Here is a 22,486-nt window from a genome sequence, read left to right on the forward strand (position 1 = left end):
CTACCTCATCAAGTACGGCGTCGGGGAGCCCCCGGCTGCCAGAATAGAGCCCTCCCGGGGAAGGGTCGCAACACATTGATAAATGGGCACTCCGGGCCCGCGATTGAGCCGTCGCCGCCTCGTAAAGCAGCAGGGTCCTAGCCTCCTCCCCCCAAAGATGGGCTAGGACCCTGCATTGGTCTCCTAAGTACTCAGGAGCGCTCTCACGAACAGGTTGACGGTCGCCCTAGGTAAGGGTGTTGACCAGCGTGCCGATTCCTTCGATTTTGACCTGGATCTCGTCGCCGGGTGCCAGCCATTTCTGGCTTTCCTGCGGGTAGCCCAGGATGACGCCGTCCGGGGTGCCGGTGAAGATGACGTCCCCTGGCTCCAAGGTCATGTATTTGGAGATGTAGCTGATCAGGTAGGCGCAGTTGAAGATCATGTCTTTGGTGTTGGCTGACTGGCGGACCTCACCGTTGACCGTGCATGAGATTGCCAGGTTCGCCGGGTCGAGCTCGTCCCGGGTCACGAGGATTGGCCCGATGGGGGCGAATCCGTCGGAGGACTTTCCGAGCATCCACTGTCCGGTGCGGAACTGGAGGTCCCTGGCTGAGAGGTCGTTTCCGATGGTGTATCCGAAGACGTAGTCAAGGGCCTCGTCCTCGGAGACGTTGCTGGCCCGCTTTCCGATGACTGCGACCAGTTCGGCTTCGTAGTCGAACTGTGTTGCCCCTGCGGGCAGGCGAACGGGTTTTTTGTGTCCGGTGAGTGCGTTGTTGTACTTGTTGAACAGGATCGGAGATTTCGGGATCTCCATCTTTGACTCCGCTGCGTGGTCGATGTAGTTCAGGCCGACGCAGATGATCTTCTGCGGCTGAAGGACCGCGGGGGCGAAACGTGTCTCCTCTTCGGAAGTAAAGAGCTCGTCTACGCCGCTGGTCTTGTCGTAAAGGTTCTTGATCCGTTCGAGGCCGGAATCTCCCTGCGCGATGAGTTCTTGGACGTCTCCGGGGACCTGCTCGCTCAGCTTTGCTGCTGCACGGGGGATGCTGAAGATGCCCCGGTCTGTTTTCAGTCCCAGGACTGGGCGGTCGTCTTCATAGAAATGAAGCAAATGCATGGTGTGTCCTTTCAGGCAGTGGGGAGGTTGTTGATCAGGTCCTCGCCGACGTGGGCTTTCCTTGCCAGCGCCATGAGACCTTCGGTGACGGATGCGGGGAGGCTGATTCCGTCCTGGGTGTTTTTGTCTTTGACGCGTAGCTCGATCTCGCCCGGCATGCGGATCGCGTCGCTGCCGGGTGCCAGGGCTGAGTTCTTGATCTGGTCGATGTAGCGGTCCACGGATGCTTTGAAGATCTGCGGGTCCAGGAAGGCGGAGACCTTGATCGCCATGAAGAAGTGGCTGATCCTGTTGGGGCTTTCGAGCTCCTGGTACATGGAGTGGATGTCGGTGCCGAATTCCCCGCCGCTCAGGAGTGCGGAGAGGACCTCAACAATGATTGCCAGTCCGTAGCCCTTCGGTCCGCCGACGGGGAACAGGGAGCCGCCGTTGATGACTTCGTCGGGAACTGTGGTCGGCTGGCCGCTGCTGTCCACGCCCCAGCCCTCGGGGATCGCTTCGCCTTTGCTCTTGGCGTTGAGGATCTTTCCGAGGGGGACCACGCTGGTGGCCATGTCCACCACAATCGGCCGATGGGTCAGGGCGGGGACAACCACGGAGAGCGGGTTGTTGCCGATCCTGGCTTCCGCTCCGCCCGGCGCGGGCATGAGCGGTTCGACGTTGCTCACGGTGATGCCGATCAAGTCGTGTTCCGCCAGTTGGGCGGCCCAGTAGGCCGCTGCGCCGAAGTGGTTGCTGTTACGGACGCTGACGGCTGCGAGCGGGGTGTCCTTCGTCTTGGCGAGCAGGATGTCCACGGCGCGCTGCGATACGACCTGTCCGAAGCCGTTGTCGCCGTCGAGGACCGCGGTCGCGGGTGTCTCACTGAGTGTCTTCAGCTGCGGCGTCGGGTTCATGACGCGATTGTTGAGGCGCTGCAGGTATGTCTCCATGCGGAGGACACCGTGGCTGCTTACGCCGCGGAGGTCTGCGTCGACGAGGGAGTCGGCGACGATCCGCGCGTCCGCATGGGGCAGTCCGTTTTTGTGGAGGATGCTTGCGGTAAGTTCCAGGAGGTCGGCGGCCTGGATGGTATGGGATGCGGTCACTGGAGTGCTCCTTCAGTGTTGGAGGTGGTTGCGCGTTCGGGGGTGAATTCGTTGCGTTCTTTGAGCAGCACCAGGTAGATCACCGCTGCTGCTCCGCCGATCAGACCGGCGATCACGAGGGCCGAGATGAAGCTGCCGGTGACGGTGGCAATGAATCCGGTGAGGATGGGGGCGATCCATCCGGCGATGTTGCCGATGAAGTTCTGCATTCCGGCAAGGGTTCCGGAGGCTCCGTTGGGTGCGATCTCGGAGACGATGGCCCAGGATGCACCGTTGGAGAACATCATGCCTCCGAGTGAGGCTGCGATGAGAAGCACGGCGGAGAGCTGGTCGCTTACGAAGGCTGCCGGGATGATGGCCAGGGAGATGATCATACCGGTGGCCATGACCCGGCGCCGGGCGCGGACCGCGGAGAGTCCGTTTTTGATCATGCGGTCTGACAGGTAGCCGCCGAGCAGGGCGCCGATGGAGGCGCAGACCCACGGCAGGATGGCGTAGAAGCCTGCGGTGATGAGGGTCATTTTCCGCTCGGTGACGAGGTACACCGGTAGCCAGGTCAGCATGAGGTAGAGCAGGTAGTCCTGGGCAAAGAGGCCATAGAGAATGGCCCAGACGTTCTTGGACCGGAGCATCTGGCCCCAGCGGATCTTCACGACGGGGCCGGCGGCCTGGGGTGCGGCGTTGCCGGAAATGATGTGGGCCAGTTCGGCCGCGTTGACCTTCCTGTTGTCCTTGGGCTTGTTGGTGAAGTGGAAGAGCCACAGTCCCGCCCAGATGACACCGATCGCACCGGTCAGAAGGAACGCCGTTTCCCATCCCAAAGTTGTGACGACCCAGGCGACGGCCGGGGTGGTGAGGCCAGCCCCTACGGCGATTCCCATGGTGAACAGGCCATTGGCTAGTCCGCGTTCTCGGGAAGGCAGCCAATCGGAAATGACCCGGACGTTGGTGGGGAAGGCGGGGGATTCACCGATGCCCATGAGTGCACGGACGCCGATGAGGAGGCCGAAGGAGCGAACCATGCCGGTGAGCATGGAGCAGATGGACCACCAGACGATGGCGATCGCATAGATGGCGCGGGCGCCGATCTTGTCGACCAGGACTCCGACGGGGATTTGCATCAGGGCGTAGGTCCAGAAGAAGGCGGAGCCGAGCACGCCGAACTGGATCTTGTCCATGTTCAGGTCCTTCATCATGGAGGGGCCGGCGACCCCGAGGACTGAACGGTCCAGGTAGTTGATGGATGTTGCCAGGAATATGAGGATGACAACGATCCACCGCTTGTTGGTTGGTTTCACAACTACTATCTCCTTTGATTTCGTCGTCTAGCTTGAGGGTGGGCGAGTTCAGGTCTTCCTGAAGCTCGCTGGTCTGCGGGGAGTGGTCACCACTTGGTGGCGATGTACTTGGTCTCCATGAATTCGAGCATTCCGTCCTGGGAGCCTTCGCGGCCCAGGCCGCTTTGCTTAACCCCGCCAAAGGGTGCCGCAGGGTCGGACAGCAGTCCCTGGTTGATGGCGATCATTCCCGACTCGATCTGCTCGGCGATGGTAAGGCCGCGCTGCAGGTCCTTCGTGTAGATGTAGGCGGAAAGCCCCAGGACTGTGGAATTGGCGGCATCGATGGCTTCGGTGTCGGTGTCAAAGGCGATGATGCTGGCCACGGGTCCGAAGATTTCCTCCCTGACGATCCGGGAGCTGGCCTGGACGCCTGCCAGGACGGTGGGCGGGTAGAAATATCCTTGGCCCTTCGGCAGGGTGGCACCGAGCAGGATTTCCGCTCCGTCGCCAACTGCCTCGGAGACGAGGGCATCGACCTTGGACACGGCGTCCGCATTGATCAGCGGCCCGCATCCTGACGACGGATCGGTGCCAGCTCCCATGGCCAGTTCTCCCATGCGTGACGCGAGTTTGCGCCCGAGTTCGTCGGCAATGCTGCGGTGCGCGTAGATCCGGTTCGCCGCGGTGCAGGCTTGGCCGCCGTTGCGCATCTTGGCAACCATGAGGCCCTCTACTGCTTCATCGAGGTCAGCATCGTCGAAGACCAGGAACGGTGCGTTGCCGCCGAGCTCCATTGAAGTCTTCAGGACGTTGTCCGCGGACTCGTGCAGCAGGGTGCGTCCGACTTCGGTGGAGCCCGTGAAAGACAGGGCGCGGACCCGGTCGTCGTGAAGCATCGCGGACACGACGGGGCCGGACTTCCGGGTGGTCACAACGTTCACGACGCCCTCGGGAACACCCGCATCGCGGCAGCATTCAGCAATGAGGTACGCCGTCAGGGGAGTCTCCGTGGCAGGTTTGAGCACCACCGTGCAGCCAGCGGCCAAGGCTGGTGCGATTTTCCGGGTCGCCATGGCGGCGGGGAAATTCCACGGGGTGACCAGGACGGCCACTCCGATCGGTTCGTACTGGGCCAGGATGCGGTTCTTGCCGGAGGGGGAGACGCTGATGTGCCCCCGGGCCCGGACCGCCTCCTCGGAGTACCAGCGGAAGAATTCTGCGGCGTAGGCTGTCTCGCCGCGGGCGTCGGCCAGGGTCTTCCCGTTCTCGGTTGAGATCAGCTGGGCGATTTCTTCCGCGCGACGGGTCATTTGCTCGAAGCAGCGCCGAAGGATTTCGGCTCGTTCCCTGGGGGCAAGGGCCTTCCACGCGGGCAGGGCTGCGGCAGCGGCATCAACGGCGTTGGTCGCCTGCTTCTCGTCGGCGTTTGCGACGGTGGCGATGGTTTCACCGGTGGACGGGTTGAGGACAGGAATCTGGTCATTGGCGCCAGGAACGTAGTGTCCGCCGATCCACAGGTCCGTGTTTTGAAGTGATGTTGCGATTGCGGTCATGCGTGTTGTCTTCCTTGGAGTGTGAGGGGTTTATCGGGTTGCTGTGGCGGCGTGGACTAGCTGCCGGTCGCCGCGGTAGGCGGCGGCTGCGATGGTTTCCAGGGCGTCGATGTCCAGGGTGCGGGGATTGTTTTCGACCAGCCGGGTTGCCTTCATTGCCTGGGTTGCCAGCCAACGTTCCTTGCCCTGTGGCATGCCGAGCCCGTCGAGGGTGGTGGGGATCCCGATGGCGGTCAGGAGTCCCGCGATGTGGTCGATGAAGAGGTGGGAAAGCTGTTCATCGTCTTCTTGCCCGCTGCCCACGTTCATGGCCCGGGCGAGGGTGGCGAACTCCGCCACGCGTGCCGGACGGTTGAACTCCATGACGTAGGGGAGCAGGACGCCCACGCCGACCCCGTGAGGGGTATGTGTAGCTGCACCGACGGGGTACTGCAGGGCATGCGCTGCCGCCGTACCGCCGGTGCCCAGCGCCAGGCCGCCTGCCATTGCGGCGAACACCATATCGTCCCGTGCCGCCGCAAGGCGCTCGGGGTCAGTGTCGCCCTTGACGGCGGTCTTGAGGCTTCTTCCTATCGCAGCTGTTGCCGCCAAGGCATACTGATCGGTCAGCAGGGACTTGCCGACGAACACCCGCTCGGAACCAAGGAGAGGTGTGGCCGGCCGCTGAATGGCAGTGAATGACTCAATGGCGTGCGAGAGAGCATCCGTTCCAACGGCTGCGGTCAACGCCGGCGGGGCCCCGTCACTCAGTTCAGGGTCGCAGATCGCGGTGACAGGAACGATGTAGGGACTGGAGATGCCAACCTTCATTTCCCGGTCGGGGTCGCTGACCACGGCTACGGGTGTTGCTTCCGAGCCTGTTCCTGCTGTGGTGGGGATGGCGATAACGGGGACGGTCGGGCCGGGGACGGCAAACTCCCCGTAGTAGTCCTGCGGCTTGCCGCCGTGAGTGAGCAGGATGGCGATGACCTTTGCGAAATCCATGCAGGTTCCGCCGCCGATGCCGACGACGACGTCGACGCGTTCATCGGCAAGTTTCTCCTTGGCGGCGAGGATGTCCGCGACGGGCAGTTCCGGTTGCACATCGGCGATGGTGGTGCAGTGAATGCCCGAGTCCCTCAACTGGCGCATCATAGCGGTGAATGCCGGTTCCTGGGCCATGCGGGCGTCGGTGACGATTAGGGCCTGTCGCGCTCCGGATGGCAGGTGGTGGGGGAGGGCGTGGCGCTGCCCCCTCCCGACGAGAATCGTGGCGGGCTGCCGGAGCAGGCCCAAGACTGGCTGGTGCATGTATTCCTCTTCGAATTCGGCGTTCGTCTGCGGTCTGGCGGTGATTGCGCAGTGTCGTCGCTTCAGGCCGCTCTGCTGCGTGCCGTGGTCCTTGAAAAATCAGATCCGATACGATCCAATGTGAAGATAATTCATGAAAGGTAAGACCATGTCAAGAGAAAAAAGTGATCTGGGTCATGGGGGACCCTGGCAGGATGCTGATGCCGGGGGAGGGACACGCCGGCGCCCGGGGCGGCTTGGTGACAGCGTCTACGACACGCTGCTCAACGAACTCCTGTCCGGGTCGATCGAACCTGGCTCCAGAATCATGATTGACCGGCTGTCACGCAGCCTCGGCGTGTCCCAGAGCCCGATCAGGGAAGCCCTGCTGCGGCTGGAGGCCCAAGGCTTGGTGACCAAAACGCACCTGGTCGGCTACCGCGCGGCTGAACGCATGAGCCGGCGCCAGTTCGAGGAGCTGTACGAGATGCGGCTCCTCCTCGAACCTTTCGCCGTGAGTGGTTGCGCCCGGCTCGCCAGCGAGAAGCAGATCGGCACGCTGGAGCATATGACAACCGAAATGAAACAGCAGTCGGGTCGCGGCTCGTACGCTTCGTTTGCCCAGCAGGACGCGGAATTCCATGAATTCATTGCTTCCTGTGGGGGAAACTCGCTGGTCCGGGAAAGCCTCTCTGCCCTGCACGGTCACCTCCACCTCTTCCGCCTGCACTTCAACACCCAGGGCACGTCGGAGGCATTGCGGGAGCATGACCAGATTCTTGCCGCGATCAAGGAACGCAACGCGGAAGGTGCCGCCGCCCTCATGAAGCGGCATATTGAAAATTCCAGGGACAGGCTATTGAACGCTTTTGAAAACGGAAACGGCGACGCCCGGGTAAGTCCGGCCGGCGAGGGAGAGGTCGAAGAATCATGAAAGTCCTGCTCACCGACCAGGTATTTCCGAGCGTCGAGATCGAACGGACACTGCTCAGCGAAGCCGGGCACGAACTGGTCATCGCGACCTCGGATGAAGAGGCAAGACAACACCTTGTGGACGCGGACGCTGTCCTGACGACCTACCATCCGCTGCCCGCCGACGTCCTGGCCACCATGCAGCAGGCCAGAATCATCGCCCGGTACGGCATCGGCGTGGACAACATCGACCTGGCGGCCGCCGAATCCCGGGGCATCACAGTCACCAATGTTCCTGACTACTGTGTTGAGGAAGTGGCCGAACATGCGGTGGCGATGGCTTTGGCGATCCATCGGCGGTTGCAGGACGCCGATGCTGCAACCCGCAGGGGAGACTGGCGCATTTCCTCCGTCCGCCCCATCCACCGCTTGTCCACCTTGACCGCGGGATTCCTTGGATTCGGCAGGATCGGGCGGAAGGTCGCGGCCACCATGGCCACCTTGGGCTGCCGCATCATCACCCATGACCCCTATGCGTCCAAGCTTCCGCCCTCGGTAACCGCTGTCAGCCTCGACCTACTCCTCGCACAGTCCGACCTCCTCTTCCTCCACGCACCGCTGACACCAGATACGCACGGAATCATCAGCGCCGACGCTATAACCCGCATGCCGCCGAAAGCCATGGTCATCAATGTCGCACGCGGCCCCCTCGTCGTCCTGGAAGACCTACTCGCAGCCCTCCGCGATGGCCGACTCGGCGGTGCAGGTTTGGATACCTTCCCGGTGGAACCGGTGGATCCTGAACTACTTACAGACATCCCGAACCTGTTGGTCAGCCCGCATTCCGCATACTACTCAGAGGAAGCACTCAAAGAATCTCAACGCAAAGCCGTAGGACAGATCATCAAAGTCCTTTCCGGACAAAAAGCGGACTACGCCCTGGCCGGGTCATAAGACTCCGATCCGAACTGGACGTATTTCGCGCCGGAAAGCGAGGCACTTGGAGGATCACTTCCAAGGTGTGGGTCTCAAGTAACGTCGCGCCCAGATAGCCCCACCTTGTTGGCCTCTCAGCGAGCACACCAAGCGCCGATAGTGAAGATTCCGTCAACCTGGCGAGGATCGAACAAGTTGCGCTGGTGGCTCTGTGCCGTCCACAGTTTGGGGGTCAATTCGGGTATCCGGGCTGGAGATTGGGTGCCCTGGCTTAGCTCCCAAACCAGCAGTAGCCGTTGATAACCCATGAGAATTGTCCCTGGATGTGGGCGGCGGAACCTACCTCAGCGGACTCGGATTGAAGTCCCTTATTCCTGGGTGGCCCCGCAGGGCATTTGCGTCGGGTTGGGGCGCACATCAGCCGGGTGGGCCTTGGGTGGTTGCCGATTATTGCAGGTCTCCGTTGCCGCTGTTCTCGTGCCGATGGTGCGACTTGTTCCGTCAAGCTTCTCCGGGAGAGGTAAATCCCACGAGTGGCTCCGAAGCCTCAGCGGTCCTATTTATCTTTTGGTTTCCCGGGTATAGCTGTCACGAACGCTTCCGGCGGCGCTGGCATCGCCTGCCGGCTTAGGCGTCGGGCAGATTCGAACCATTCTTGTATTGGGAATGGTTATTGGAAGTGTCGTCGCGGGCTATAAGCAGGGCGACGAGTAGATCGGTGCGGTGATGCCCGTCCAAGGGTTAGCTCTGACGCGGTTTCGGTGCCGGTTCGGACTCCCAGAAGTCCAGCGAGTCCAGCCATCGCACGAGCAGGTCGCAGGTGCTTTGAAAGTGTTCAAACATGAGTTTCCGGGCCGCTGCGGCGTCACCCGTTTCAATCCGATCGATTACGGCCGTGTGCCCGAAGCGGTTGATCTCGGCCCAGCCCGGAACGGAGTGAAAAGACGAATCGAATCTCAGAGGCACGAGTCGTCGTGCGGCCTCGGCGAACCATAGCAGCTTGGGAGCGTCGGCCATGGTGTGGATGGTGGTGTGAAGGTTGGCATTGAGTTCCAGTGCTGTGGTGGTGTGGTGGTCATCCAGTTTGTGCAGCTCGTCGTCGATGTTGCGGAGGACAATGATGCCTTCTGGGTCATCGCGCGTGGCTGCACGGGCCGCTAGTTCACCTTCCGCGGTGGCCCACATGAAGTATGTGTCGACGACGTTGTCGCGCCGCATCGGAACAACCCGGAACCCGCGGTTCGGCTGGTGCACTACCCAGCCGTCTTGTGCCAGCTGCAGGAGGGCCTCCCGTACGGGAGTGATGCTCATGTCGAGCTTCTCGGCCAGGGGGGCGAGTCTCAATGCTTCCCCGTGTTTGACGTCGCCGCTGAGTATTTGGTCACGTATAAGCGATGCGACTTCTTGGCCCATCAACTCCCGTTTGCTGAGCTTTTGCATAAAAAATATTTTATCATGTGGTGATTCGAGGCCTTCTGAATTGTCTCGTCCTGGCAGTGCCTGCGCGAGTTGCCCAGGGACAGGATAGGGCAGTCATTCCGCATTGCCGAGGGATAAAACGGTGCCTTGACTATATTTCCAGGTGTCCAGAACATGGGCTTGGGGCTCTTGGTACCAACCCTCCCATGGTGCTGATGTGTAGCCTGCCATCGAATTGCCGTTGTCGTTGCTGGGCGCGGCGCTTCGATGGGCTACCTGGCCGCCTTGGCTCTCGGTGTGAGCGGCAGCAAGTCCGGCGCTCCACTGAACCGGTGTCATGTTTTCTCCCTGGCGGTTGACGATGGGCCGTTGCCTATATTGGCTGAGCTGTCCAGCAGCGCCCGTGAGGTGCTGCTGAACGTTCGAGCTATCGACCGCGTGGGCAGTGGAATGTTCTGGAGGGCAGCAGTTCATAGCTGCTGCGATCGGCGACCAGCGTTCTCCCGTCAGTCGCGTGCGGCTATTCACGCCGCATTGCCCAGCGGCTATAGCGTTTTCTACGACGCCGGTCCGGACTTAGCCGAACCCGCGCCAGAGCATTGACGCGTTGATTCCCAAAAGCTTTTCCGGTCATGGCGTGGCCACGGGTTGTTCAAGGTTTTCCTTCTCATGGAGGGGTAGGGGTGTTGTTTTCGAAAAGCCCTTGAGATCGAATTCGGCATCCATTACCTGTTCGGGCATGAGTGGAAGGCCCAGTTCGAGGATTCTGCGGGCTGCCATATGATCTGCGGGGCTGTTGACCGATTCCACGCCTGTCAGCTGGCTGCCGCTGAAGCAGTACACGGAAAAATTTCCGGTGGCGGGGGTTCCGCGGAGGATCGTTTCGTCGTCTGCGCCGATGATTCCGGCGATCTGTAGTTTTATGGGGCCTTGCTGCGACCAGAACCACGGGAGGTTTTTGTACGCCGTCGGTTTGCCGGTGAGGGTTTTGGCCAGGGTCCTGGCTTGGTCGGTTGCGTTCTGGACTGATTCGAGGCGGAGGCGCGTCCGCGCGTGGGTATTGGGGTAGTTGCTGCAGTCGCCGAGTGCGAATATGTGAGCGTCGGCTGTGCGGAGGCAGGAATCGACGGTGATCCCGTTGTTGACGTCGAGGCCTGTTTGTTCTGCCAGTTCGCTGTTGGGAAGAACGCCGACTCCGATGACGACGAGGTCGGCCGGGTATGTCGTGCCGCTGGTGCCCACAGCCCCTGTGAGCTTCCCATCCGTCCCGGTGAATGAGGCAACGCCCTCGCCCAGCCGCATGTTGATGCCGTTGCAGGTGTGGGTTTCTGCGAAGTAGGCCGACATGGTTGGCGAGAGGACCCGCGCCATAGGGCGGGGGGCGAATTCGAGGACGGTCACATCCAGTCCCCGTTGTCGGGCACCTGCGGCGAATTCCAGGCCTATGAATCCGGCCCCTACGACCACGACACGCCTTGCTGCTGTCATTGCTGTCTGCAGCGCCATGGCATCGTCCAACGTTCTGAGGTAGTGGATGCCCTTCAGGTCCACTCCCGGGATGGTCATTTCCCGGTTGCGCGCGCCGGTAGCGAAAACGAGCGACTCATACGGGACAGTGCGGCCGTTGCTGGTGCTGACAGTTTGCTGGTCTCGTTCGATGGCGAGCACCCTAATGCCCGGGTGGAATTGCACTCCTCGTTCGGCGAAAAACGTTTCGGCTCGCAACGGCAGGGGCTCAGCGCTGTCGTCGCCGGTGATAAAGTCCTTGGACAGTGGCGGGCGTTGGTAGGGCAGGTGGGGTTCATCCGCGAATAGGTCGATGGGACCTTGGTAGCCTTCGCTCCGGAGGGAGTCGGCCAGCTGGACGCCGGCCTGCCCTCCGCCGATGATGACGATGCCGCTCATTGTTCTGCCTGTGTCAGGGGAACGTCGACGGCGATCTCTTCGAGGGCGGGTCCGACCTTGATCTGGCAGCCGAGGCGCGATCGCTCCGCATCCCGGGGTGAGGAGGTGACTTCAAGCATCTCCTCTTCGTCCTCATTCATTCCAGGCAGGCAATGGAGGTAGTCCTCCCGGACGTAGACGTGGCAGGTAGCGCACATGGCCTGGCCTCCGCACTCCCCGATGATGCCGTCCACGCCGTTTGTGACGGCGGCGCGCATGACGGAGGTACCTGGGACGGCGTCGACAACGTCTGTGTTGCCGCTTGCGTGGTGGTAGAAGATCTTTGGCATTCTCTGGTTCCTAGCTGTTTGTGGCTTTGCCTGGGTGGTCAGGGGCGTCGTCCGACCAGGACCCGGGCGGCGTTCGTGACCATGATCTGGTGGATGGTTTCGTCGGACACGCCTCGTTCGCGTAGGGCGGGAAGGATGCGGTCCGAAATGTTGGCGTGGTGCCAGTTGGGGGCGTGTTTTGCCCGCCAGGACGGGGGGGTGTTGATGCTGAAGAAACCTGCATCGTGCGAGAGTGTCAGGCGGTCGGCGTAGCCCAGTTCGCAGAGTTTTACGAGCATGTCTATGCGTTGGTCGTCCTGCAGCACCTGTTCCATGCCGAACCGGTCGAGCCCGATGGTTGATCCGTTGTCCATGAGTTCCCGGAGGTAGCTCAGGTCAGTGCTGTCGCCGCAATGTCCGATGACCAGGTGTTCCAGCGGAACTCCGAGGGCTTCGAAGAACTTCTGCTGGTCCCGTCCGGTGAAGTGTTCGGCGTGGGTGTGGGTGGTGATAGTCGTTCCGGTTTCCTGGTGGGCTACGGCCGCTGCCCGCATGATCCGGTCCACGTCCGGGGTGATCCCGTATTCGTCCGTTGCGATCTTGATCATGGCGGCCTTGACTGCGGTGTCGGCGATGCCCTGGGTGATGTCTTTGATGAAGTACTCTTCCAGCGGTTCGGGCCGGTCGACTATGAGTCCTGGACCATTGACCTTGAAGAACATCGGCAGGTCTTTGAAGCTGTAGAAGCCGGTGGCCACGACAATGTTGATTTCTGTCTCCGCGGCCACCTTCTGGATCCTGGGGATGTAGCGGCCGAGGCCCGGGACGGTGAGGTCGACTACCGTGTCGATGCCTTTGGCCTTGAGAGCGTTCAGGCCGTCAATGGCTTTCTGGACGAAGCGGTCTTCATCCCATTCGGGGTGGGGGTAGTTTTGTTCGAGTTCGGGGTTTTTGGTGAACAGGTGCTCGTGGGTCAGGGTGGTGCCGAGGTTTTCTACGGCGACTGGTCCCCGGACTGTTTCGACGCTGGTCATGATGGCTTTTGCCTTTCCTTCGTTCCGTCTGAAAGTTTTCTACTGTGCGGCGCTTACGGGCGTCTGCCGGTGGATCTGGTCCAGTGCTTTGCGGATGATGGCAAAGTCCAGGGCCGCGGTGACCAGGTTGAACCCGTCAGCGATGAGCTTTTCCGGGTCCCCGGTAATGCCGACAATCCGGTTGTTGTCGAGGCAGGCCTGTCGGATGCGGGTGATGGCGCTGATATGTTCGGGATCGGTGGCTTGTTCGATGTTTAGTGGCTGGCCGCCGAGGCTGACGCCCAGGTCGGCCGGTCCGATGTAGACGCCGTCGATTCCCGGTGTGGTGATGATGTCCTCGAGGTTGTTCAGCGCTTCGGCGGTTTCAATCATGACCAGGCACAGGACCTCGCGGTTGACGGTTTCCGGGTCGGTTCCAAGGCCGTAGCGGGCGCGGATGGGTCCCCAGCTGCGCTCACCCTGGGGGTAGTACCGGCAGGCCCGGGCGGCGAGGGCAGCCTCCTCGGCCGTGTTGACCATCGGTACGATGACGCCCTCGGCTCCGGCGTCAAGTGCCTGGCCGATGAGGGCGCGGTCGTTCTGGGCCACCCGTACCAGGGGTGTGGTCTGGCTGGCGGCGATCGCGCGGAGCATTTCGATCAGGGTGTCCTGGGATGTCAGGCCGTGCTGTTGATCGATGTAGATGAAATCGAATCCTGCCATCGCGAACTCTTCGGCGATTTGGGCGCTTCCCAGGGCGCAGGAGAGTCCAACGGCGGCGTGGCTGGCTGACAGGCGGGTCTTGAGCCTGTTGGGGCGGGGAAGGCTGGTCATAGTTTGTACCAGGACTTAGCGGTTTGGGACATCAGCTTTGCCTTCATCGTCTCGGGGACGATGTCCAACAGTTCGTCGATGTGGTCGTCATGGCGGTGCGGGTAGTCGGTGGCGAACATCAGCAGGTCGTCCGAACCAAGCCATTCGATGATTCGCTGCGAGTGTTCACGCGGCCCGAGGTCGGCGGGCGCTACGGAGAAACGGACGTGGTCCCTGACGATATCCAGGGGCAGCCGGTCGACCCACGGGGTTTCGCGGCGCAACCCTTTCCATTTCTTGTTCATGCTCCAGCCCCACATGGGAACCCAGCTGAATCCTCCTTCCATGACCGCCACGCGCAGGGTCGGGAACTTCTGGAAGACGCCTTCAAAGACCATGCTTGTCAGCTGTGCGAGGTAGACCTGGGTTTCGGCGGCATATTCCTCCGCATACCAGGATGAGTAGCCTGTCGGGGACGGGGCGTCTTCTGTCGTACCGCCCCATTGGAGGCCGACAACGAGATCGTTCCGGGTAGCCGCCTCGTAGATTGGGTGGAATATCCGCTGGCCGTAGAGGCGTTCGGAGCGGACCGGAAGCATAACCTGAACGAAACCGGGGTGAGATCCGACTCGGTCGATTTCGGCCGCCGCCGCGATCGGGTCACGGGCCGGAATCACCAGGGACGCTGCAAGGCGCGGATCCTTGCTCAGCCATTCTGCGATGATCCAATCGTTTACGGATGCGGCCAAGGCTGCCGCCCAATCGGGGTGGCGAAGGGAGTCCACACCGTAGTAGCAGTTAAGTACCGCACGGTCCACCTGCCAGGGGTTGAGGATGTCCTTCTGCAGCATGGACAGCTGGGACGCCGGCATCAGCGCCTCGTGGCGCCACTCTTCCCGGGCGGTGGTGGCAGCTCCTGGCGGGTAGCTCAGGCGCGGGGCGGCCGGGCCGTGCCAGCCACGTTCCTTGGTGCCTTGGACCCAGACAGGATCCATGTAATCGAAGAGAGTATCGATGGAGGGAACGTTGGCGTGGACGTCGCAGTCGATGACGGGGCCGGTCCAGAGGGTGCTTCTCTTGGTTCCGGCGAGCAGGGCGGTAGTCATCGGGGAACCTCTACTTTCTCTTCATGGCTTAGGGCGGCAGGCGGTGCGCAGGCACCGGGTTTGACGGGGGCGCCGGGCCGCTGGGGCCGCATAGACAGCACGACGTAATCGGATTCGACGGTGACTTCGATGGTTTCGGCGCGGTAGGGCCCCTTGATCCGCCCGAGCGTTCCGTCCTCGACCTGTTCGGCAACGTCCTGTCCGGCCTCGACGCCGACCGCGAAGGGCCGCGCGCGCATGTGCTTGGGATCCCAGTACGACTGTCCGGTCTTGATGTCGAACTCCCAGTTGTGCCACGGGCAGGTGAGCAGGTCCTGCGACTCATCAAGGGTGATGTGGCCGGGCCCGGTCGAGGTGACGGTATTAACCAGTTGGCCCTGGCATAGTGGACCGCCGACGTGGGGGCAGCGGTTGAGCATGCCGTAGTACTTTCCCTTGATGTTGAAAATTCCGACTTCCCGTCCTCCGACGTCGACGATAAGGCGGCTGCCTTCGGGTATTTCTTCGGCTCTTGCGACGACAAACTTCTGGGGGCGTTTGGTGGCGGTTGATTCGGTCATTTGATATTCGCTTTCTGCTTTACCGTGCCTCGGCACCGGCGAGGAGGGGGCCGCTGAGCCAGGCGGGGTCCAGTTGCTGCACTGACGGGCACCCCAGCAGCCGCATGGTCCTGATCATCTCGGCCCGGGTAACTTCCAGGACGTGGGAGACCCCGGCCTGCCCGCTGATTGCCAGGCCCCACGCTGGCAACCGGCCAACAAGGACTGCCTTGGCCCCGAGTGAGAGTGCTTTGAGCACGTCGCTTCCGCGGCGGATGCCGCTGTCGAGCATGACGGTGACGGTTTCACCGACGGCGTCGACGATTTGGGGCAGCACGGTGATCGAAGCCGGGGCGCCGTCGAGTTGGCGGCCGCCGTGGTTGGAGACGATGATGCCGTCGACCCCAAGCCTGGCTGCCGTGAGTGCATCTGCGACGCTTAGGATTCCTTTGACAATGAGTGGTCCATCCCAGTTCGCGCGCATCCAGGCGATATCGTCCCAGGAGGGGGAGTGGGAGTCCTTTCCGGTCCGGATCATTTCTGTCAGTTCCATGGGCTTGCCGTCCACGGTCAGGTCGGCGGTGTTCGGCAGCTGGAATGGCATTCCGTCGCGCATGTAGCGGTAGACCCATTCGGGGCGGCGGAGCATCTGGGGTGCCATTCGGAGGGCGTTGCTGAGGTTGATGCGCATGTCGTAGCTGAAACCGTTGCGGAAGTCCTTTTCCCGGTTGCCGGAGACGCTGGTGTCGATGGTGGCGACCAGCCCGTCAAAGCCGGCTGCCTTCGCCCGCTGGACCAAGGACTTCATCGCGTCCTGGTTGGAAAACCGGTAGGCCTGGAACCATTGTGGTCCGGGGGTCGCGGCGATTTCTTCGAGGGTGTAGCCGGAAGCCGATGTGGCAACGTGGGCTATGCCGGCGTGGGCTGCGGCCGCTGCGATGCCGAGGTCGCCGTCCGGGTGGACGAGCCGCATACCACCGCACGGTGCGGTGAGGACCGGCATTGACAGGTCAAGGCCCAGGACATGTGTTCTCAGGTCGGGTTGTTCGACCCAGGTGGCCCCCCGGGGCTCAAAGGTCAGGTCGCGAAAAGCGTCCGTGTTGCGGCGCAGCGTCACTTCGTCTTCGGCGCCGCCGTCGACGTAGTCGAAGATCGCTTTGGGCAGGCGCTTGTGCGCTCCCGCCCGCGCATCGTCATAATTCAGTACTGCCGCCAGACGCCGTTTACTGATCGTGCTGCTGATGCTCATGGCGGCTACGCTCCGGTCGGTGACGGGAGTCCGCTGTCTTCACGGAGGGGGATGCCGTAGAGCTTGCTGGCGTTTTCCCCCAGAATGCGGCGCCGGCGGTCCTCGGGAAAGCTTTCCGGAATAGACTCATAGGGCGAGTCGTAGTCCCAGTGCGGGTAGTCCGAGGAGAACATGAGACGGTCAGCGAAGCCGGATCCTTCAAACATCCCGAAGACATCCTCGAGCTGGTCCGGACGCTCCGGCTCTTCCAGTGGCTGGGTGCTGAACCAGAAATGCTCCTTCAGATATTCCGATGGTTTCCTCTGCAGGTGGGGAACCTCGTCCCGCAGAGCGTTGTAGGTTGCATCCAGGCGCCAGCTGAAGGGGGCGACCCAGTCCCAGCCCATTTCGAGAACGGCGATCTTGAGTTTGGGGAAGCGGTCGAAGACACCTTCAAAGATGAGGCTGGGAACGAGGGCCAGCGGCAGGACGCCAAATGCGGCGTGGGTTTCGGCGTAGAAGTTCTGGCGGCCTGCTCCGGTGGGCTGGCGGCCCATGCCCGGCACGTGGAAGGACAGCGGGATGTCGTAATGCTCGCAGGCTTCAAAGATCGGCCAGTAACGGTGCTTTCCGAGCGGATCCTGTCCCGAGGGCGACATGAGAACCTGAACGAACTTGTCCCCGTTTTCGCCCTCCTTGCAGCGCTCGATTTCCTTTTCACCCCCGGGGATGTCGCGGGCGACGGTGATGGAGGCCCGGAAGCGGTCGTCCGCCCCGCACCAGGTTTCGGCGAGGGCATTGTTGTAGGCGCGGTACAGGCTGGTCGCCAGCTGGTGCGGCATGTTCGCCCCGCCGTTGGTGATGATGTAGGTCTGGGGACAGGTCAGCACCGCAGCCGTCATGTCGAAGAGGTCCAGTACCTGTTCAACGGCCAGGTGCGGATCGACTCCGACCCGACCGTTCACGTCCACGGCGTCGAGCCTGTGAGTGAATTCGCGCTGTGATGGGTAGACGCCTCCACCCATGGCGCCAAGGCCATACCGGCTGATGTAGTCGCGCCACTGCTGGGGAAGGTGGCGTGCGACCTGGGGGTCGGTGGGCAGGGGCATCGGGTGGAAATCCACGTCGATGACGCCGAGCTTGGATCCGCGGGACGTCGCGGGAGTGTTGAGGGTGGTGATCGTCATGGTTGTTTCCTTGTTGCGTCAGTCTGCGTTGAGGTCTTAGAGCTTGGCTTTGTACGTTTCTTTGGCCATGAGCACACCGATCAGGGAGAGCAGGCTGATTGCCGCCGTGAAGCCGACGACCAGCTCGGAGTGGGGCGCGCCTCCGGCCGTTATCAGGAGCGCGGTGCAAATGGCCGGGGCCAGGCCGCCGCCCAATGTGCCGGCGATCTGGTAACCCATGGAGGACCCTGTGTAACGCAGGTGGGTGGGGAAGAGTTCTCCGAGCCAGGCCGCCAGCGGCGCATAACAAATCGCGTGGGCGACAGAAATCAGGGAAATGGACCAGTACAGCCCGGGGACGCTGCCGGCGTTCATCTGCGCGAAGAACACCACGCCTGTGACGGCCTGAAGGATCAGGCCGCTGGCCACGACCTTCTTCCGGCCGATGTAGTCCGACCAGGTGGCGAAAATCGGTTGTCCAATCACACCGACGGCTGCCGCGACGATGGAGGCTGTCAGCAGATCCGACCGGGAGAAGCCGACCTGCAGGCCGTAGGAAGCAGCAAACGTCAGGTACACGGCACTGACCGCGAACGGGCCGGTAACCAGAAGGACGGTCACGATCAGGGTCCGTGGATGTTTGAAGACCTCAGCTAGGGGCGCCTTCTGGCGGCCCGGATCCTGCGACTGTTTCTTTTGCTCAGCCAGGAAGACGGGGCTCTCGCTCACACCCAGGCGGATCCACAGGCCAATAATCACCAAAACGGCCGAGAACAGGAACGGAATCCGCCATCCCCAGGCCAGGAGCTGCGCTTGGGTCATGAGTGCGGCGACGGCAGCGAACACTCCGTTGGCAACGAGGATTCCGCCCGTAAGACCAATTTGCGGGAAACTGCTCGAGAACCCGCGGCGCTTGGGTGAGTGTTCCATCGCCATGAGGACCGCGCCGCCCCATTCACCGCCAGCTGCCACACCCTGAACGAGGCGGAGCAGCAACAGCAGAATGGGTGCCGCGACCCCGATCTGGGCGTATGTCGGCAACAAACCCATGGCAGCGGTGCAGATGCCCATCGCAACGATCGACAGGACCAGCATCTGCTTCCGGCCAACTCGGTCACCGAAGTGGCCCCAAATGGCTCCGCCGAGGGGGCGGGCAAAGAATCCGATAGCCAGGGTCGTGAACGCCAGAAACGTCCCGACGAGCGGATCGAATTCTGGAAAGAACAGGGCGTTAAAGACGATGGCCGATGCGATGCCGAACAGATAGAAGTCGTACCACTCGATCAGAGCGCCGATCAGGCTTGAAACCAGAACGCGTCGCCGTTCATTGGGGGGAGTAACCGGCAGCTCCGGTTCCAGTTCAACCCGTTCCGCCGGGCTTGAAGTACTCGTCATTGAGTCGTCCATCTAGGCCTCCGTGTAAGGACCGGGGCGATTCCCCGTTCTCGAGGACTCTAGCTTTTATATTTTATAAAATCAAGAGTTTTCGTGACTGACATCACTAACGTAGAGGACGGTTGAACGCACCGCCCTCCAACCCATCAGAGTATGAGGGGTGGCGTCATCCCTTCGGTCCAGGTGTCTAGACGACCGGAGTCGATGCTCCTTTTGACCCTAGGGTTCCTGGAACAGCGAACAGGCGGCGTATTCGGCAGTTCTGAGCTGACATGGTCAGGTGAAACCGCCCCAGCCAACGCTCGGGAAATAGTCCTTTCGAAGGCGCTCCCCGCCAGCGCTAAAGCGCCGATAGTAAATATTCTGTAAATCTGTACCGGCTGGGCCGAGCCGGGAGTAGTTTGTCCGATTGGGTGACTTCCGCTGTGTAGCCGAAGACCCTGCAGGGGGAGTGCAGGGTCTTCGGGATCGCGGGGTTTGTTAGGCGGGTTGGCCGGCGAGGCCGTATGCCTCGTCGTCGGACGCTTGGGGGATTTTCATCTCGAAGGTCTCTGTGATGGAGGTGTAGTCGTGGTATCCCATTCGGGCCAGGGGCCGGATTTTCGGGATGTCGAGTCGGCCGTCGGGGGTGAGGACTTCGTCGTTGATGTGGATCCGTTCGACCTGTGCGAAGACGATGTCGATGGTCCCGACGTTGGAGTTGCCAGTCATTCTGTGTGTTGAGAGGTACTTGCATTCGAAATGAACGGGGCTCTCGGCAACCATGGGTGTGGGGGAGAGCTCGGCGTATCGCTTGCTGATGCCGGCGCGGTCGAACTCGTTTTCCTCGAAAGGCAGTGCCATGGCACTGATGTTGACGGCCTCACGGAGGTCGTAGGTGGCCATGTTCCAGACGAACCAGCCGGTCTGCTCCGCGTTGAGGACGGTGTCTTTCCGCCGCCCGTCCGGGTATTGGTTGGCGGAGAACATGACCATGGGCGGGTCGAAGGTCAGGTTCTGCCACTGGCTGTAAGGGGCCAGGTTTTCCACGCCGTCCGGGCTGATGCTGGAGAGCCAGCCGATGGGTCGGGGAACGGTGCAGCTCTTGAAGGGCGAGTAGGGGAGGGGGCTGCGCTCGAGCGCGGGGTCGTATTTCACAAGGTCTCCTCAGAGGTGATGGTTGCCGTTGCGGGGACAGCGGTCCCATGCGGCTTTCCTGAAATTGATTCAAAGGTCCTGGCGCGGTTCCGGACGGCGCGGGAGGTGGCGTAGTACAGGCCGCCTGCGACGACGAGGCCAATGAGCCAGGCTACTTCTGCGCCTCCGAGCAGGTTGGCGATGGGGCCGACGTAGAGCGAGCTGTTCATGAACGGGATTTGGATGAGCACTCCGACGGCGTATGCCAGGAAGGCGCCTTTGTTGAAACGGCCGTATTCGCCGTTTCGGAGGAAGAGTTGGGCGATGCTGTAGCGCTCCTTGCGGACCCAGTAGTAGTCGACGAGATTGATGGCCGACCAGGGGGTCATGAAGTAGAGCAGGAACAACAGAAAGTTAGTGAAGTTGGTCAGGAAGTTGTTGGTGGCCGCCAACGCGATGGCCAGTGAAACGACCGAGATCGCTATGACGTAGAGCGAGCGTTGACGGGGGCTGACCCGGTCTTGGCCGGTGAGGCTGGTGATGATCGTGGCGAGTGACATGTAGCCGCCGTAGGAGCTGAGGGTGTTGCCGGTGAGCTTGCCCAGGATCACGGCGAGCAGGACCAGCGGCCAGATGGCGCCGCCGAGCCCGGCGAGGTAGCCGACCTGGTCGTGACCGAAGGCTTTGCCGCCCAGGGCCGCGGCGAGAGCGCCCAGGGTCATGGCCAGGGAGCCGCCCAGGACGCTGCCCAGGAAGGTCCAGCCGATCGTGGCGCGCTTGGAGGTGTCCTCGGGTAGATACCTCGAGTAGTCCGCAATATACGGTCCGAAGGTCAGCTGCCATGAGGCCGAGAGGGAGATGCCCAGGACGAACGCGGCCCCATCGAACGCGTTGGTCTCCACGACTGGGCCGATGTTCCCGTCGGCGATGATGCGGACGAGGAGGATGACGAACACGACGGCACTCAGGACGGCGGCGATGTGCGAAAACTTGTGGATGTAGCGGTAGCCGATGATGGCCAGTGTCGCCGACATGAGTGCGAAGACCATGGCGCCCACCTGCGGCGGGACGTGGAGCAGGGTGCCGATCGCCTGGCCGCCAAGGACCAGGCCCGTGGCGTAGAAGCCGACGTAAATCATCAGGGCCAGGACCAGCGGCAGGATCGCCCCGAAGTAGCCGAATTGCGCCCGGCTCTGGATCATCTGTGGCACACCGAGTTTGGGGCCCTGGGCGGAGTGCAGGGCGGTGAAAAACCCGCCTACCGCGTTGCCCAGGATGATGGCCGGGATCGACCAGAGAGCGCTGTTGCCCAAGATGACAAACAGGGCACCTGTTACGACTGCGGTGATGGATGTGTTGGCAGCGAACCATACGAAGAGCAGGCTCCTGGGCTTGCCATGGCGCTCTTCAGGTGGGATGTAGTCGATGGAACGCCGTTCGACGGTAAGGGTCTTCGCCATTGCAGACCTCAAATCTGTTGAAAGTGGGAAGGGGAGGTGAAGCCAGTCACACCAGTATGCGACCGATATACCGGTTGTGCAAGGGGTTCGGCTAAAGTGGGAGCATGATGCAGCAAGGAAAAGCCGCCCAAGCCTACGAGGAGATTGAACGCCTCATCGTCTTCCAGGAACTTACTCCCGGCTCACTTGTCTCCGAGGCGGTCCTGATGGAGAAGACCGGCCTGGGCCGGACCCCGGTGCGGGAGGCCCTGCAGCAGTTGGCCCGGAACCGGCTCGTGGAGATCCACCCCAACAAAGGCGTACTCGTCCCACCCGCCTCGGTAGAAGCCCAGTTAAGGATGCTCGAACTCCGGCGGGTACTCGAAGCCCTGGCGGTGCGTCTGGCCTGTGAAGCCGCAACCAGCCTTGAGCGCAACGCAATGCAGGAAATGGTTCAGCTGCTCGAGGCAGACCGCTTCACGCTCAGGCAGTACCTGGACACAGTCAAGGAAACCCACCAGATGATCGTCGCCGCGAGCCATAACGAATACCTCGCCGACGCCATGGCCCCCCTCCAAGGACTCTCGCGCCGATTCTGGATCACCCACGTCCGGGACGAACAAGCCGAAGTCAGCCAGGGATCACGCCTACACGCCCAAATCCTCCGCGCCATCCTCAACAGCGAAACAGAGGACGCCGAAAAAGCAAGCCATGCCCTCAACGACTACCTCGTAGAGTTCGCCTACCGAACTGTGCGCGCACGCGTGGAAAGCCGCTAGCCAGCACCAGCCAGTTCGGGAGCCAGGGGAAAACGCCCACTACCGACACTGGGAAAACAACCCCTCTTGCTGTCACTCCCTCGACTCTTTTAGAGAGCCGATAAGATAGGTTCCGTCAAC

Annotated in this window: 20 protein-coding genes; 3 read left to right on the plus strand and 17 right to left on the minus strand. The window is 61.9% G+C overall.

The features are described 5' to 3' along the window. Positions 1–226 precede the first annotated feature (226 nt). From LFT46_RS03750 to LFT46_RS03770, 5 genes are all read right to left on the minus strand, one after another. Entirely contained in the window at positions 227–1,102 is an 876-nt protein-coding gene (locus tag LFT46_RS03750) for a fumarylacetoacetate hydrolase family protein (RefSeq protein ID WP_236821293.1), read from the minus strand. A gap of 11 nt (positions 1,103–1,113) precedes the next feature. Continuing rightward, the gene (locus tag LFT46_RS03755) at positions 1,114–2,190 is read right to left on the minus strand and encodes an Ldh family oxidoreductase (RefSeq protein ID WP_236821294.1); all 1,077 of its coding nucleotides are present in this window, start codon (positions 2,188–2,190) and stop codon (positions 1,114–1,116) included. Further along, positions 2,187–3,488 carry an MFS transporter gene (locus LFT46_RS03760; protein WP_236821295.1) on the minus strand — a complete coding sequence of 434 codons (1,302 nt, stop codon included), beginning with the start codon at positions 3,486–3,488 and terminating at the stop codon, positions 2,187–2,189. The genes LFT46_RS03755 and LFT46_RS03760 overlap by 4 nt, the downstream gene beginning before the upstream one ends. An 86-nt stretch (positions 3,489–3,574) precedes the next feature. Continuing rightward, entirely contained in the window at positions 3,575–5,023 is a 1,449-nt protein-coding gene (locus LFT46_RS03765; RefSeq protein ID WP_236821296.1) for an NAD-dependent succinate-semialdehyde dehydrogenase, read from the minus strand. A gap of 30 nt (positions 5,024–5,053) precedes the next feature. Next, positions 5,054–6,313, minus strand: a complete 1,260-nt coding sequence (locus LFT46_RS03770; protein WP_236821297.1) for an iron-containing alcohol dehydrogenase — start codon at positions 6,311–6,313, stop codon at positions 5,054–5,056. Between the two features lie 133 nt (positions 6,314–6,446). Between LFT46_RS03770 and LFT46_RS03775 the strand changes: the two genes are divergently transcribed. Together LFT46_RS03775 and LFT46_RS03780 are read left to right on the plus strand one after the other, a co-directional pair. Next, on the plus strand, positions 6,447–7,226 hold the full coding sequence (locus LFT46_RS03775) for a GntR family transcriptional regulator (protein WP_236821298.1): 780 nt from the start codon (positions 6,447–6,449) through the stop codon (positions 7,224–7,226). Continuing rightward, positions 7,223–8,158, plus strand: a complete 936-nt coding sequence (locus LFT46_RS03780) for a C-terminal binding protein (protein WP_236821299.1) — start codon at positions 7,223–7,225, stop codon at positions 8,156–8,158. The genes LFT46_RS03775 and LFT46_RS03780 overlap by 4 nt, the downstream gene beginning before the upstream one ends. A gap of 723 nt (positions 8,159–8,881) precedes the next feature. On the opposite strand, the gene LFT46_RS03785 is transcribed toward LFT46_RS03780, so the two are convergent. From LFT46_RS03785 to LFT46_RS03840, 12 genes are all read right to left on the minus strand, one after another. After that, positions 8,882–9,580 carry a GntR family transcriptional regulator gene (locus LFT46_RS03785; RefSeq protein WP_336885540.1) on the minus strand — a complete coding sequence of 233 codons (699 nt, stop codon included), beginning with the start codon at positions 9,578–9,580 and terminating at the stop codon, positions 8,882–8,884. 609 nt (positions 9,581–10,189) lie between these two features. After that, on the minus strand, positions 10,190–11,464 hold the full coding sequence (locus tag LFT46_RS03790; RefSeq protein WP_236821300.1) for an NAD(P)/FAD-dependent oxidoreductase: 1,275 nt from the start codon (positions 11,462–11,464) through the stop codon (positions 10,190–10,192). Beyond that, positions 11,461–11,793 carry a 2Fe-2S iron-sulfur cluster-binding protein gene (locus tag LFT46_RS03795; RefSeq protein WP_236821301.1) on the minus strand — a complete coding sequence of 111 codons (333 nt, stop codon included), beginning with the start codon at positions 11,791–11,793 and terminating at the stop codon, positions 11,461–11,463. Before LFT46_RS03795 ends, LFT46_RS03790 begins: the two co-directional genes overlap by 4 nt. Positions 11,794–11,831: 38 nt before the next feature. Beyond that, entirely contained in the window at positions 11,832–12,806 is a 975-nt protein-coding gene (locus tag LFT46_RS03800) for a phosphotriesterase family protein (protein ID WP_236821302.1), read from the minus strand. Between the two features lie 39 nt (positions 12,807–12,845). Further along, positions 12,846–13,619: an HpcH/HpaI aldolase family protein gene (locus tag LFT46_RS03805; RefSeq protein ID WP_236821303.1), complete on the minus strand. Its 774-nt coding sequence runs from the start codon at positions 13,617–13,619 to the stop codon at positions 12,846–12,848. After that, positions 13,616–14,704, minus strand: a complete 1,089-nt coding sequence (locus LFT46_RS03810) for an amidohydrolase family protein (RefSeq protein WP_236821304.1) — start codon at positions 14,702–14,704, stop codon at positions 13,616–13,618. Before LFT46_RS03810 ends, LFT46_RS03805 begins: the two co-directional genes overlap by 4 nt. Next, a complete protein-coding gene (locus LFT46_RS03815; RefSeq protein WP_236821305.1) occupies positions 14,701–15,264 on the minus strand; it encodes a Rieske (2Fe-2S) protein in 564 nt (187 codons plus the stop codon). Before LFT46_RS03815 ends, LFT46_RS03810 begins: the two co-directional genes overlap by 4 nt. 19 nt (positions 15,265–15,283) lie before the next feature. Beyond that, the gene (locus LFT46_RS03820) at positions 15,284–16,492 is read right to left on the minus strand and encodes an alpha-hydroxy acid oxidase (protein WP_236821306.1); all 1,209 of its coding nucleotides are present in this window, start codon (positions 16,490–16,492) and stop codon (positions 15,284–15,286) included. Between the two features lie 5 nt (positions 16,493–16,497). Further along, positions 16,498–17,658: an amidohydrolase family protein gene (locus LFT46_RS03825; protein ID WP_236821307.1), complete on the minus strand. Its 1,161-nt coding sequence runs from the start codon at positions 17,656–17,658 to the stop codon at positions 16,498–16,500. Between the two features lie 36 nt (positions 17,659–17,694). Beyond that, complete coding sequence (locus LFT46_RS03830) at positions 17,695–19,032, minus strand: MFS transporter (protein WP_236821308.1); 1,338 nt, start codon at positions 19,030–19,032, stop codon at positions 17,695–17,697. 480 nt (positions 19,033–19,512) lie between these two features. After that, complete coding sequence (locus LFT46_RS03835; protein ID WP_141158698.1) at positions 19,513–20,169, minus strand: flavin reductase family protein; 657 nt, start codon at positions 20,167–20,169, stop codon at positions 19,513–19,515. Further along, positions 20,166–21,608, minus strand: coding sequence for a purine-cytosine permease family protein (locus tag LFT46_RS03840; protein ID WP_236821309.1), 1,443 nt, complete (start codon positions 21,606–21,608; stop codon positions 20,166–20,168). Before LFT46_RS03840 ends, LFT46_RS03835 begins: the two co-directional genes overlap by 4 nt. A gap of 104 nt (positions 21,609–21,712) precedes the next feature. Here LFT46_RS03840 and LFT46_RS03845 point away from each other — a divergent pair, with 104 nt between their 5' ends. Beyond that, on the plus strand, positions 21,713–22,366 hold the full coding sequence (locus LFT46_RS03845; protein WP_133832764.1) for a GntR family transcriptional regulator: 654 nt from the start codon (positions 21,713–21,715) through the stop codon (positions 22,364–22,366). Positions 22,367–22,486: the final 120 nt, after the last annotated feature.

Origin of the sequence: Arthrobacter sp. FW306-07-I (genome assembly GCF_021800405.1) — a bacterium.
GTDB lineage: Bacteria > Actinomycetota > Actinomycetes > Actinomycetales > Micrococcaceae > Arthrobacter.